The following is a 12,974-nucleotide window of genomic DNA, read 5'->3' as shown; positions in this document are numbered from 1 at the left end:
CTTAGAGTCCCAACTTAGGTACTTTGGAAGGATCTACATCCGTTCCCAAAAATTCGTTTTTGAAAGATTTCTCCCATTCTGCATCTTCTGAAGAAACATCTTTTGCCATAGCTTCTAATGAAGAGAATCCCCCAGTCGCTTGGGGAGTCTGGGAAATTTCTTTCTTTTCATTAGACTCTATAGTTGGTTTAGGAGGTGGAGGAGTTTGTACTTCTTTGACTGGAGCTACGGATTGTTTTTTCGGAGCTTCGAAGTTGTTAGAAGGGGCCGAGTCTTGGTCCTGGATCATTAAGATCAGATGATTGATCCTATCTACAAGCCCGGCGAGACTCGGTTTTGCTAAATCATCAGTGAGTTTTTTGATTTGGATCTCGATGAAGATCTTAATTTCGAAAGAATTCCGTAAACGTAAGGTCTTTACTTTCTCGAATAATTCGAATAGTCGGAAAGAAAGTTTATTCAATGAGATCAGATCTATTGATTCGAAATCTTTTCTCATTTTAATCAGATCTTCTCTCGGATAATTTACGGATTCTGAATCTGCCGCTGAGTCTTTCAGTAAACATAATGTATGAGTAAACTCAATTGAATCCCAAAGAAATTTGAATATGTCTTGGCCTTCTTGGTATAAGTTCTCTATGATCTGCAGAGACTTGGAAGGATTATCCGAATCTACCAGGCTCTTAATAAAGTCGGATAGGAAATCGATCCCATGATATCCGATCATCTTTCGGATTTCGGTCCCTAAAAGACGATTATCAGTAAATACTAATGCTTGTTCCATGAAGGAAAGCATATCTCTTACGGAACCGTCTCCTTTCTTAGCGACCCAGAAAAGTCCTTCGGAATCGTACTTAGTATTTTCTTCTTTGCATAAGTTTTCCGCATAATCTTGCAAAACGGAAAGAGGGACTTTTTTAAAAATAAAATCTTGGCAACGAGAAAGAATGGTTTCCGGTATTTTATGATATTCTGTAGTCGCGAGAACGAATACTACGTGAGCAGGAGGCTCTTCTAAAGTTTTTAATAATGCGTTGAAGGATTGATCGGTAAGCATGTGCACCTCATCGATGATGTACACTTTATACTTACCGCCCATTGGAGTGAACTTGACGTTATCCCTAAGCTCTCTGATATTTTCTATACCACGATTACTCGCTGCATCAATCTCCAGAACGTCTCCGGAAATTCCTTTTGTGATCTCTTGGCAAGAATCGCATTGATTGCAGGGCTCGTTATCGATCGGATTTTGGCAGTTCAGTCTTTTTGCGAAAATCCTAGCGATAGTAGTTTTTCCTACACCTCTAGGTCCGAAAAAAATATAAGCATGCCCGATCTTTCCGGATTTAACCGCATTTTGTAATGCCCCAATCGCCAAATTTTGATGGATTACATCTTGGAATCTTTGGGGACGATATTTGCGGGATAGAACTTCGTGATTTCCGGCCATAGGATTGTAATTTTACCAGATAGCCCGATACAAGAAAGGAGGAAAAGCCGAAAAGCTCGCTTAATTTCTCTTATCTTTGAAGAAAGTACGGAAGAGATCTTTGGTCGTTTCAGACCTGATTAGTACAAGTTCTGGAAAAAAATTTCTGCTATAGATCGTTTCCATTGGCAAAGAAGAAATACCTTCTCCAACTTTTGCAGGAACTAAATATGCTACCTTAGGGATCCTGGAAAGAAGAATGGAACCTCCACACATGAGGCATGGCTCTAGAGTAGTGATCAATAGACAGTCGCTGAGATATCTCTCCTTACGGATCTTTTTCGCGTTGGAAATTGCGAGAACTTCGCTATGTAAGGATGAGTCTTCCGAAAATTCCACAGAGTTGAAAGCTTCACAGATAAGATTTCCGTCTTTGTAAATTTGTGTAAAACTGGGAATCTCTTCGGAATTACGAGTTCTAATTTCCTCAAACCGACCTAAAAAAACCTCAAGTATAACATTCGTAATTTCATGGCTCATTTTCGGTTTCTATTTCCGTTTCTCTTTTAAATTCTTCTTGCTCTTAGCGAATGCAAATGGTTTTTTCTAGCGCATGATTCTTTCGGCCAAATTGATGAGACCGGCCGGTTCTTCCGCAAAGTCCAACACTCTACTTGTACGCTTAAATTCTCCTACTGGGCCTGTTTCCGCCCAAAGACAACCTTTAGTTTTGGGACTCGCTCTCGACAGAAGTTGGTCCATGAAAGGAAGTAAAATGGATTCTGTGATCCAGGCCTCCTCTTCCTTAGTGAATTGGTTAACTCGAAGAGATTTTTTAACCGCTGTAGCGTACGCTGAAGACGTTCAAGTCATTCAGCCTCTGGTTCCATTGGCTGAAAAAAATTCCGTAATTCATAGATTGAATTCTATTCAGGTAGGAACTTCTACAAATTTGAGTGGAGGATGGTTGCATGTTCTTAGGACATTGGAACTTCATCCGATAGCAGACGGGTATAAGAGGGTGATCCTTCTTACGGATGGAAATCCTACTCTTGGAATTAAAGACCCGGTCCAATTAATCCAAATCGCTTCCGACGCATATAAAAAAGGGATCAGTACTACGGTCATCGGTTTCGGAAATGACTTCAATGAAATACTTTTAAAAGAGATCGCTGAATCAGGCGGTGGAAATTTTTACTATGTAGAAACTCCGGAAGAGACTGGAGATATATTCTTCAAGGAATTCGGAGATATTGGGACCTTATACGCTCAGTCGATAGAACTGAAAGTGGATTTTCCGAAAGGTATAGATTATCTGGATCTAGTTTCTGAAGTTTCTTCTTACCAGGAACCTGATCCTGAAGAGACTGCTAGAACTAAAACTCTGGTTTTAGAAGTCGGGGACATGAGAGCAGACGATGTAAAAAGCCTCGTAGTGCAATTGCGGCCCACCAGAAAAGAAACTCCGGAAAGTATTAAAATTTCTGCAAGTTATTATGAACTAACTGACGGCGCGAAACTCGAACAAAAGTCCATCGAAGTTCCTTTAGATTGGAAAGACGATTCTAGCAAGGAAGATGCGGACGTAGTGGTGGAAGCTACCATCGCTAGGACCGGAAAAGGATTAAGAAAAGCAGGAACACTTTTAAAAGAAGGTTATACTGAAGAATCCATTTCCTTATTGAACGATCTTATCAAAGAGATTAACGAAAAAGAAGAATTGGCCCCGGAAGTCCTACAAACATTAGGTTTCAGAGTAAGTTCTTTAAAAAATCGGATCTTGGAAAATTCACCTACTGCAGCGAAACATTTGGTTGCTTCTGCTTCGGAGATCCAATACGGAGCGATGGAAAATTTTCCGGATGATGGTGTGGAATATCACGATCAGATCTTCGCTTATAGAACCAACGAAGACATTGACCTATATAGATGTCCTGAGATTAAAACGGCAATCCAAGAAAAGATGAAAGAAGGTTATCGATACATAGTATTTAATCTTGGAAAATCATCTTATATCGATTCTTCTGCGATTGGGATGTTGATCCAAATCGCAGGTTGGCTCAGAAAAAGAGGCGGAGAATTGATCGTAAGTAATTTGAGAGCTTCCGTCAAAAAAGTTTTCTCGATTACCAGATTAGAATCTCATATCCGATCTTCCGAAACGGAAGAAGAAGCCCAAAATTTATTGAAGGCTTGGATAGAGAGTAAAGCGGTTTAACTCAATAAATTTTCCGCAGCAAGAATAGCGTCCTTTACTTCCGAATATAATCCTACTGGGATCGCGATCCCTTTCTGAGTAGGTTTATATTCACCTTCGCTATCCGTGTACCAAACTCTTAGGTTTAGATATTTGTTTCCCTTAAATTCGGAGATCTCCACTCGGATGATCTCTCCTTTGCCTTTATCTATATCACGAATTACGCTCATTGATTTCCCTTCCTGACGCCAAAAAAGTAAACTCCCGGTTTTGGATTTCCAGTCGTTTTCCATAAAAAAAGGCCCCCGATTGGGAGCCTTTTACTCAGAAAAATTTTAGAAAATCGATCAGTAGGTCTCCACAAAAAGTTGGTGGGCGCCTTCTAAATGATGTTTGAAATCTTCATAAGTTCCGGAGTTTCCGTCGATCTTTTGGATCTCTTCGATCACTCCTTTCTCCATTCCTTTCGGTCCGCCGCAGATGTAGAAACGTCCGCCGGAAGAAAGGACCTTCTTCACTTCCGCTTCCAACATTTTTACTCTGTGAGAGATATACATTCTTCCACCGTCGAAAGGATTGTTTTCCTCTCTGGAGATTGCAGTAACAAGTTTGAAGTTCGGGAATTTTTTCTCTAAGTCTCTTAGATAATCCATAAGGACCAGCTCGTCGGAATAAGGAGCTCCGTATACAAGAGTAATGTTTCCGGTAAAGTTGATCAGTTTATGCTCTAGAAGTTCTTCGCTCATTCCGATGAAAGGAGCGATCCCTGTTCCGGTTGCTAGGAACATGATGTCACCGGAAAAATCTCCTGTAGGAAGAAGGAATTTTTTTCCGGAAGGACCGGTCATTACTACTTCGTCGCCTTCTTTTAGATCACAAACGTAGTTGGAACAAACTCCTTTGAACTGAACGTTTCCATCACCATCATAAACATTGTCTCTTTTGATGATGAATTCGATCGTATCTTCTTTCATTCCGAAAGAGTAACTAGGAGAAGCGATGGAATATAAACGAACAGTATAAGCTGCATCAGCTAAACCTTTCGCCTTTTTTTCAGGATCTTCACCAGGAGGAATAATCCCACCGGATTGTCCGATCAAATAAGGATACTGAGAATGATCGATCGCTAATGTAATTCTATGAATTAAGGACTCGCCTTCTTTTTTAGGTCTTTTACCTGCTCCCGGTTCCGGTGTCAGGCGAACGTTGCTAATAACCTTCGCTTTTAGCGGGTTTGATTTTTTGAATATATTGATTTGCGGCTCTCTAACGGGCTTCATAGGCGGGTTGGATCCTAATGTCGATTTCTAATGTATTACAGAATTTTTTCGGAAGCTAATTCGTCAAACGGGATATTTAATAAACCAGGGCCGATTCTATCTGTATTATGTCCTCTTGAATTAAGATCGGCTGATTGAAATAGAATTGGAATGACCATCCGTTCAATCGATCCGGAAAGTCCAAATTTCGGATAGATCCGAATCCGAATCCGTAATACGTTGGCAGATAATATAAATGTATAGAAGAGGGTCTTAATGGCTAGATATACGTTGGAAGAACTGGCTTCCAAAATTTCCGGAGCAAAAATAGAAAATTGCGCGGACCCGAAAAAAATTCAGGTAGAATCAGTTTCTCCGGTAAACCCGGGAGTTACGAACAGCATTAGTTTTCTCGCAAATAAAAAGATGTTAAGTGATGCTAAAAAAACTGCATCGAGCATAGTATTAACCACCGCTGAGTTTGCGAAAGAGTTGGAAGTTCCTTGTCTAGTCGTGGATAAGCCGGATTTGATCCTTGCTCAAGTATTAGATTTAATTTATCCTCCTCATAAATTCGAAAATAAGATCGAACCGACTGCTTTTGTTCATCCAAATGCTAAGGTCGGCAAAAATTGTTATGTTGGGAATTTTGCATCTGTTGCAGAAGGAGCAGAGATTGGAGACAACTCTATCTTAGAAGACGGAGTTCGGATCGGTAGAGGTGCAAAAGTTGGAGAGGGTTCTCACGTAGGACCGAATAACGTGATCCATCATGGAGTGATTATCGGAAAAAGATTTAAATCTTTCGGAAATTGCACAGTTGGCGGAGACGGATTTAGATTCGTATTTGCAAATGGAAAACACAACAAGATCCCACAAGTCGGAACTGTGATCGTTGGAGACGATGTGGAGATGGGTTCCAATAGTGCGATAGATAGAGGTGGTTTAGAAAACACGATCATCGGAGATGGATGCAAATTCGATAACCTTGTCCATATCGGCCATAACTGTGTATTAGGAAAAAATGTAGTAATCGCAGGTTATACCGGGATCGCTGGATCCACTACGATCGGTGATAATGTAACGATTGGTGGAGGCTGCGGAGTCGCGGATCATATCAGTATTCCGAGCGGAACGATTGTAGGTGGTGGAACTTCTGTCAGAAATACTCTAGCAAAACCTGATATTTATGTGGGCTGGGACTACGGTCTTACTTTTCCTGAATTCCAAAAATTAAGAGTAAACATCAAGAATGTGGTCAATTTCCAAAAATGGGCCAGAAGGATCAAAGCTCTTGAATCCAAATTAGGGATTAGTGCTGAAGAATAAGGCAGTTTAAAAACCGCTCGGACTTAAACCGAATTATGTCCTTTCAGCTTGACATGGTTCGGTTGAAGATCAATTCTTCGCCTTATCCCAAATTCGGAGGCGATTTTGAATACCCGACCAAGTCCTGAGATCTCGGGCGAAATTCCGAACTCCCAGCTCTCTAGGCGGGACTTTCCTCAAAAAGATAAATTAGGAAAGTTGTTGGATTCCTATGCGGATAGTCTGCTCGAACCACATTCAGAAAAAGTGGTTTTGATCAGCGACCTAAGATACTTCCGCAATTAATAAAAAACTCATTTGAAAAGACCCGAATTCTCGGGTCCTTCATTCAAAAAAAATTTTAACCCCTAAGACACTTCATCATTAATTCAATTCTTTTAAGTGCCTGATCTTTCTTCCTGATAATAATAAACAGAACATTGCTGAAAGCCCACCTACTGACATTACTATAAGCATAGGCAATTCGCTACCGTCATGTAAAATGCTTACGGCAGCTGTGGAGATAGATCCGAATCCTAATTGCAGAGCGCCCATTAAAGCGGAAGCACTTCCTGCATTTTTAGAGAACGGTGCCATTGCAAGAGCGGAGGAATTTGGTACTATTAATCCGAACGCACTTACCAATAAGAAAATCAAAACTAACATCGGGATAAATCCGAATCCCAAAATCGAAAATAAGACCAAGCAGAAAGAGACCGGAAAATATGAAAGACATACGAATTTAACAATGCTAGCTGCTTCATATTTTTTTAATAGGAGTCGATTGAGTTGGCTGGATAAGATCAAGCCTCCAGCATTAAAGCTGAAAAGTATTCCGTATTCTTTATTGTCTAATCCGTGAAGCACTTTAAAAACATACGGTGATCCTCCGATATACGCAAACATTACTGCAGCTGCAAAACCTGAAGTCAATGCATAAGCCCTAAAATGATGATTTGAAAATACTTCTGCATATTCTTTCAATACCGGAATGATCTTTAAGGAAATACTTTGATCCGGCCCTTTTCGATCCTGGAAAGAAACAATCGTTGTAATTAGAGTAACAACGGAAATCGCTGCTAACGCATGAAAGATCCATTTCCAATCCATATAGTCTAGTAGTAAAGCACCGATTGAAGGAGCAATGATTGGAGCGACACCCATGACTAAAATGATCTGGGAAAAAACTTTGGCCCCTTCATGAGGAGGGAATGCGTCTCGGATTACCGCTCTAGGGATCACCATTCCGGCACAAGCTCCGAGCGATTGTAAAAACCGAAAGAATACTAAAGCCCAGATAGAGGGGGAGAAAGCGCAGGCTAAAGAACTTACTATATATAATACCATCCCTACTATTAAGGGAGTTTTACGGCCAAATCTGTCTATTATAGGACCGTAGAATAATTGCCCAAAAGAAATTCCAAAAATGAAACTCGCTAGAGTGAGTTGTGCATTTTCAATCGGAGTCTCGAAATAATTCGCGATGGAATCCATTCCGGGAAGATACATATCAATAGAAAAGGGGCCGACAGCAGTCAAGGCCCCTAAAAGAATAATAAGAGTAGTATTGGATTTAGCCACAATCCTAGAATTTGGCCGAACCCGACGAGGTCTATTCTTCTAACTGCTTTCTTAGAATTTTCTTATCGAATTTACCAACACTGGTTTTCGGGATTGTGGAAACCGACCGAATATCATCCAACTTAGGCAACTGCCAATGAGCGAAATGATCTTTGAGTCTATCATGTATTTTTTTTGCGTCCAAGGTTTTACCTTCTATAGGAACTATGAATACAACGGGTGCTTCATCCCTTACAGGATCTTTTCTTCCTACAACAGCTGCTTCTAAAACATCCGGATCTGCCATGACTAGATTTTCCATATCAACGGAAGAGATCCATTCCCCTCTTGTTTTGATCAGATCTTTTTTTCGATCCGTAATTTGCATGTAACCGAACTCATCTAAAACGACTACATCTCCGGTCCTAAACCAACCATCTGATGTAAAGGACTCAGGAGACTCTCCACTTTTATAAGATGCCGCAATCCAGGGTCCTCGAACTAAAAGTTCACCTGGAGTTTTTCCATCCTTAGGAACATCTTTTCCCTGATCATCAACCGCTCTGATCTCAACGCCCGGTACAGGGACTCCTTGTTTGGCGCGATAAGAATATCTTTTTTCATCTTCCCATTCATTCATGAAACCGCGCAGATGAGATACGGTTCCTACCGGAGAAGTTTCCGTCATTCCCCACGCATGTAAGATCGAAATACCAAATTCTTTCTCGAATCCTTCTATCAAACCTCTAGGAGCAGCAGAACCTCCTACGACCATAGTATGGAGTTTTAAATTATATTTCGTTTTCTTTAAATGTTGGTAGAGAACATTCCAAACTGTAGGAACTCCTGCAGTTAAGGTAACTCCTTCCGATTCCAATAGTTCTGCTAAAGCTGCTCCTAATAGATGTTTCCCTGGAAATACTAATTTACAACCGGTCATCACTGCAGCAAAAGGGATCCCCCATGAATTTACATGGAACATTGGAACAACTGGAAGAACGGTTTCAGATTCACGAATATTTAATGCGTCCCCCATACAGATAGACATGGAATGAAGATAGGTAGAGCGATGCGAGTAGACCACTCCTTTTGGATTTCCAGTTGTTCCCGAAGTATAACAGATCCCTGCAGCCTCAAATTCGTCGATCGGTTCGAAATTTTCAACTTCGTCACCTGTCTTCAAAAAGTCTTCATACAAGATCGAATTAGGCAAATTCGGAAGAGGGATATTTTCTTTGTCATCTATGATGATATATTTTTGCACCCCATGGATCTGACTTAAGTTCTTCTCGATCGAAGAAGCTAAGGATTTATCTACGAAAATGAACTTATCCTTCGCTTCATTAATGATGTAGGTAAGTTGTTCAGGGAACAATCTGATATTGATTGTGTGTAGGACCGCTCGAATACTAGGGATCGCAAAGTATAACTCCAAGTGAACGGAGTGGTTTAAGCAGAATGTAGCAATTGCATCTCCGGGCTTTACCCCTGCCTTTCTAAGTGCACTCATGAGTCGGATCGTTCTTTTATAAAAATCACCGTAAGTAAGGCGTTGGATGGAATTATCATGCCATTTCGTAATAATTTCTTTGTGAGGATGTACTTCTTTCGCTCTTTTTAAAATAGAAGGAAGTACTAAAGGATAATCCATCATAGTAGAACGCATACACTTCTCCGCTTGGAATAAATTCGGGCAAAAGAATAATTAAGGATTATAGTTCGGTCAAGAAGAATCGGAAAATTCGGACTTTGATATTCGATATGAATTTATGGACAGATAAAACTAAACAGAGTTAGCCGATCTTCATCTGCAATATCCCGCTAAAGTAAAACCTAGTTCATACGCGGTTAAAAATTGAATTTGAGATGCCCAGGATAATTTCGAATCTGCATCTGTAAGTCCGGTTGTAGCAATGGAAATAGACTCTGCAATCTTTTGTGTAAGTCCGCAGGGAGAAATTGGCAAACCTTGATCTCCCTTTAGATATTTTGCCAAAGAGAAAAATAAAAAATTACGAATGATCTGGGATTTTCCTTTTACTCCATTAGAGAACCTAAGATATGATTCTAAATTTTTCTCCGATTCCTGTCGTGCTTTCAGATCTAAAGGATTCGTTTTGAGTTTCGCAGAAGTAGCTTGGAATTTTCTTTCTAAATCGAATCTGATCCTTTCCGCACAAAAGAAATCTGTTCCCTCCTTTGCATCTAAACTCTCGTACTTGATCCGATAATATTCAATCTTATCATCTTTGCCGAGTATGATATGCCTGCCCTCTCCTGCTTGAGGATCGTAAACGATTTGTCCAGTCAGATAAATTTCTTTGCCTACATCATGCTCTGCGATCTTTTCTAAAGTATCGAACATGACTCTATCTTCTCCAAAGAGATTGGATTTATCGGAAGAAAGATAATGGAGACAGGCCTTTTCTATGTTTGGGTGGTTTAGATAAGATTGTTGTAAACTTTTAGCTGAAGAAAGGCAGGAGAGGAAGATAAGTGGAAGTAGTAAAAGGGATTTCATTTAGGGATACTGAATTTAGTAGTTAGAAGGTAGGAAGTATAGAGAAGAGCTCAATCTCTTTTTGCCGAAGAAGGGACTCGCCTCTACGCAGTTTCCCATTGGACTCGCCCGCTACACAGTTTTGCATCGGACCGATCAAATGATGGGACTCGCCGTTTCGCAATCTCACATCCTGTTCGATTTGGCTCCACGGCGTCTCGTTCAGTCCTCGGGACTTCGTGTCCCTCGGGCGCAAACATGACGCTCTCTACGAATCGCTATGTTTGCTTTACTGAACTCGCTTCGAGTCCCTTTCATATTCTGTTTAATAGAAATTCTTTTGCCGAAGAAGGGACTCGCCTCTACGCAGTTTCCCATCCTGGTAAACTAAGCTCCGAGGCGTCTTTCTCGCGTCTTCGTCCATCCATGGACTCAGATCACGTTTGCTACGTTCCCTACGGGTCACTGCAAACGCTCTCGCTCGAAAGCTTCGAGTCCCTTTTACATTTTGTTTAATAGAAATTTTTTGCCGAAGAAGGGACTCGAACCCCCACGGTGTTACCCGCTGGTACCTGAAACCAGTGCGTCTACCAATTCCGCCACTTCGACTTGTGGTTGGAGGGGCTTTATCCCCAGGGATAATTTTGGTCTTTAAGACTTTCCGTCAGCTTATTTTTGGAATTCATTGACACGATAATTAATAGGAAAGTAGGGTCAGGATAGAATGAAAGAAGAACGCAAAACTTCCGAGACGGACATTAAGCTGTCCTTGGATATTCGAGGCACTGGAAAATATAATTTTGATACTCAGATCCCGTTCTTCGAGCATATGCTCTCCCATGTTTCCAAACACGGTTTGATTGATATTGATCTTTGGCTACGAGGCGACATAGAAATCGATTGTCATCATAGTGTGGAAGATACTGCGATCCTTCTCGGCAACACGATCCATAAACAACTGGGTGATAAGGCTGGGATCAGAAGATACGGTCACTATACCTTACCTATGGATGAAGTTCTAACTACTGTAGCGGTAGATTTAGGTGGCAGATATTATTATAAATACACCGGCCCTGAACTTGTTGGTAAATTCGGGATCTACGACGCGGAACTTTCGTTGGAATTCCTACAAAAGTTTGCTTTGAACGCAAAGATGAATTTGCATGTGATCGTTCATTACGGAGAAAATCGTCATCATATTCATGAATCCATTTTTAAGGCTTTTGGTAAGGCGTTAAGAATGGCATTCGAAATTGACCCTGCAGCTGGGGGAGCAATCCCTTCTACGAAAGGTGTGCTTGAATGATTGCCGTTCTAGATTATGGAATGGGAAACATTCACTCTTGCCTAAAAGCTATTTCTCTTTTTACAAAGGACTTCGCTTATACAAAAGAAAGTTCCGTTTTAAAAAATGCGGATGCGATCATTCTTCCGGGTGATGGCCATTTCGATAAGGCAATGAATAATCTAAACGATTCCGGCCTTAGAGGATTCGTGGACGATCATGTAAAAGCAGGAAAACCTTTGTTTGGGATCTGCATAGGCTTTCAGATCTTATTCGAAGATTCGGATGAAACTATTTCCGGAAACCAAAAGGAAACTGTTGCCGGACTCGGATACATTAAAGGTAAGATCCGCAAGTTTAAGGGAAAAAACTATAAGGTCCCGCATATAGGCTGGAATAAATTATATAAAAGAAATCCTTCCAAAAGTAATTTGTTAAAAAATTTGGAAGACGAATCCTTCGCATATTTTATACACTCTTACCGTCCTGTCGGAGTAGAGAGTTCAGCTATCACAGGTTTCTGCGATTACTATGGAGAAAAATTTCCTGCAGTAATCGAAAAAGAAAACGTATTCGGAACACAGTTCCATCCCGAAAAATCCTACTCTTTCGGTCTAAAGATCCTGGAGAACTTTATTAAATCCTTATGATTTTAATTCCCGCTATCGATTTGTTGGATAATTGCGCAGTTAGATTATTCAAAGGTAATTACGACGAAAAGACGATCTATTCTACCGAACCTTGGAAGCTTGCAGAAGGTTTTGAGAAAAACGGAGCCACTCTTCTTCATTTAGTGGATCTGAACGGTGCGAGAAATCAGATCGGGATCAATACGGAATCTATATCAAAGATCCGTAAATCTTCCAATTTGAAGATCCAGTTGGGCGGCGGGATCCGTGATAAGGAAAAATTGGAGTATTATGATTCGATCGGTATAGATCGTTTTATCCTGGGTACAGCTGCAGTCAATAATCCGGAACTTTTAGAATTCGCTTTAAAGAAGTACGGCGAGGACAGGATCGTCGTCGCTGTTGATGCAAGAGACGGGATCGTCAAAATTGCAGGTTGGGAAGTAGACTCCGGTGTTAAGTATCTGGATCTATTGGAAAAAATGCAGCAAGCAGGGATCCGTAATATTATTTTCACAGATATCGCCCAAGACGGAACTTTAGCGGGTCCAAATCTCAACGCATATAAGGAAATTCTAAGCAGATATAATTTTCAAGTAATCGCATCCGGAGGGATTTCCTCTTTAAAGGATATCATGGCCTTATCAACATTGGGAACTTCTATCCCAATGTACGGAGTGATTACCGGAAAAGCTTTGTATGAAGGCAAAATCGATCTCGCCGAAGCCATTACCAGCTTAGGTTCCGATTAATTTTAATTCTTTTATATCAGCACCGATCTTCTTATTTTTTCTTTCCCTATGCCTT

The 12,974-nt window shown here is 40.7% G+C and carries 12 protein-coding genes and 1 tRNA gene; 5 read left to right on the top strand and 8 right to left on the bottom strand.

Annotation, left to right across the window (positions count from 1 at the left end):
* Position 1: 1 nt before the first annotated feature.
* The gene (gene dnaX / locus EHQ64_RS08315; protein WP_135649025.1) at positions 2-1,450 is read right to left on the bottom strand and encodes a DNA polymerase III subunit gamma/tau; all 1,449 of its coding nucleotides are present in this window, start codon (positions 1,448-1,450) and stop codon (positions 2-4) included.
* 60 nt (positions 1,451-1,510) lie between these two features.
* Positions 1,511-1,969: a nucleoside deaminase gene (locus tag EHQ64_RS08310; protein WP_135649024.1), complete on the bottom strand. Its 459-nt coding sequence runs from the start codon at positions 1,967-1,969 to the stop codon at positions 1,511-1,513.
* 73 nt (positions 1,970-2,042) lie between these two features.
* On the opposite strand from EHQ64_RS08310, the gene EHQ64_RS08305 reads away from it, so the two are divergent.
* Complete coding sequence (locus tag EHQ64_RS08305; RefSeq protein WP_135649023.1) at positions 2,043-3,647, top strand: anti-sigma factor antagonist; 1,605 nt, start codon at positions 2,043-2,045, stop codon at positions 3,645-3,647.
* Here the strand turns inward: EHQ64_RS08305 and EHQ64_RS08300 are convergent.
* Positions 3,644-3,856 carry a transcriptional coactivator p15/PC4 family protein gene (locus EHQ64_RS08300; protein WP_167882375.1) on the bottom strand — a complete coding sequence of 71 codons (213 nt, stop codon included), beginning with the start codon at positions 3,854-3,856 and terminating at the stop codon, positions 3,644-3,646. The two genes, EHQ64_RS08305 and EHQ64_RS08300, sit on opposite strands and share 4 nt — an antisense overlap.
* Positions 3,857-3,973: 117 nt before the next feature.
* Positions 3,974-4,906, bottom strand: a complete 933-nt coding sequence (locus EHQ64_RS08295; RefSeq protein ID WP_135649021.1) for a ferredoxin reductase domain-containing protein — start codon at positions 4,904-4,906, stop codon at positions 3,974-3,976.
* 255 nt (positions 4,907-5,161) lie between these two features.
* On the opposite strand from EHQ64_RS08295, the gene lpxD reads away from it, so the two are divergent.
* Entirely contained in the window at positions 5,162-6,214 is a 1,053-nt protein-coding gene (lpxD, locus tag EHQ64_RS08290) for a UDP-3-O-(3-hydroxymyristoyl)glucosamine N-acyltransferase (protein ID WP_135649020.1), read from the top strand.
* 363 nt (positions 6,215-6,577) lie between these two features.
* On the opposite strand, the gene EHQ64_RS08285 is transcribed toward lpxD, so the two are convergent.
* From EHQ64_RS08285 to EHQ64_RS08270, 4 genes are all read right to left on the bottom strand, one after another.
* Entirely contained in the window at positions 6,578-7,774 is a 1,197-nt protein-coding gene (locus EHQ64_RS08285; RefSeq protein WP_135649019.1) for a multidrug effflux MFS transporter, read from the bottom strand.
* 31 nt (positions 7,775-7,805) lie between these two features.
* Positions 7,806-9,419, bottom strand: a complete 1,614-nt coding sequence (locus tag EHQ64_RS08280) for a long-chain fatty acid--CoA ligase (protein WP_135649018.1) — start codon at positions 9,417-9,419, stop codon at positions 7,806-7,808.
* A 138-nt stretch (positions 9,420-9,557) separates the two neighbouring features.
* Entirely contained in the window at positions 9,558-10,274 is a 717-nt protein-coding gene (locus tag EHQ64_RS08275) for a hypothetical protein (RefSeq protein ID WP_246048646.1), read from the bottom strand.
* Positions 10,275-10,780: 506 nt separating this feature from the next.
* Positions 10,781-10,862: transfer RNA gene (locus EHQ64_RS08270), tRNA-Leu, on the bottom strand.
* 115 nt (positions 10,863-10,977) lie between these two features.
* Between EHQ64_RS08270 and hisB the strand changes: the two genes are divergently transcribed.
* The 3 genes from hisB to hisA are packed head-to-tail and all read left to right on the top strand — an operon-like array spanning position 10,978 to position 12,919.
* Complete coding sequence (hisB, locus tag EHQ64_RS08265) at positions 10,978-11,559, top strand: imidazoleglycerol-phosphate dehydratase HisB (protein ID WP_135649017.1); 582 nt, start codon at positions 10,978-10,980, stop codon at positions 11,557-11,559.
* Positions 11,556-12,188: an imidazole glycerol phosphate synthase subunit HisH gene (hisH, locus tag EHQ64_RS08260; RefSeq protein ID WP_135649016.1), complete on the top strand. Its 633-nt coding sequence runs from the start codon at positions 11,556-11,558 to the stop codon at positions 12,186-12,188. The genes hisB and hisH overlap by 4 nt, the downstream gene beginning before the upstream one ends.
* Entirely contained in the window at positions 12,185-12,919 is a 735-nt protein-coding gene (gene hisA, locus EHQ64_RS08255; RefSeq protein WP_135649015.1) for a 1-(5-phosphoribosyl)-5-[(5-phosphoribosylamino)methylideneamino]imidazole-4-carboxamide isomerase, read from the top strand. Before hisH ends, hisA begins: the two co-directional genes overlap by 4 nt.
* The last annotated feature ends 55 nt before the right edge of the window (positions 12,920-12,974 follow it).

The organism is Leptospira sarikeiensis (assembly GCF_004769615.1).
Classification (GTDB): domain Bacteria; phylum Spirochaetota; class Leptospiria; order Leptospirales; family Leptospiraceae; genus Leptospira_B; species Leptospira_B sarikeiensis.
This window is presented reverse-complemented; position numbering and strand designations above follow the sequence as displayed.

Coding starts and splice junctions, on each gene's coding strand:
- dnaX (WP_135649025.1), bottom strand. CDS start 1,450: ATGGCCGGAAATCACGAAGTTCTATCCCGCAAATATCGTCCCCAAAGA.
- EHQ64_RS08310 (WP_135649024.1), bottom strand. CDS start 1,969: ATGAGCCATGAAATTACGAATGTTATACTTGAGGTTTTTTTAGGTCGG.
- EHQ64_RS08305 (WP_135649023.1), top strand. CDS start 2,043: ATGATTCTTTCGGCCAAATTGATGAGACCGGCCGGTTCTTCCGCAAAG.
- EHQ64_RS08300 (WP_167882375.1), bottom strand. CDS start 3,856: ATGAGCGTAATTCGTGATATAGATAAAGGCAAAGGAGAGATCATCCGA.
- EHQ64_RS08295 (WP_135649021.1), bottom strand. CDS start 4,906: ATGAAGCCCGTTAGAGAGCCGCAAATCAATATATTCAAAAAATCAAAC.
- lpxD (WP_135649020.1), top strand. CDS start 5,162: ATGGCTAGATATACGTTGGAAGAACTGGCTTCCAAAATTTCCGGAGCA.
- EHQ64_RS08280 (WP_135649018.1), bottom strand. CDS start 9,419: ATGCGTTCTACTATGATGGATTATCCTTTAGTACTTCCTTCTATTTTA.
- EHQ64_RS08275 (WP_246048646.1), bottom strand. CDS start 10,274: ATGAAATCCCTTTTACTACTTCCACTTATCTTCCTCTCCTGCCTTTCT.
- hisB (WP_135649017.1), top strand. CDS start 10,978: ATGAAAGAAGAACGCAAAACTTCCGAGACGGACATTAAGCTGTCCTTG.
- hisH (WP_135649016.1), top strand. CDS start 11,556: ATGATTGCCGTTCTAGATTATGGAATGGGAAACATTCACTCTTGCCTA.
- hisA (WP_135649015.1), top strand. CDS start 12,185: ATGATTTTAATTCCCGCTATCGATTTGTTGGATAATTGCGCAGTTAGA.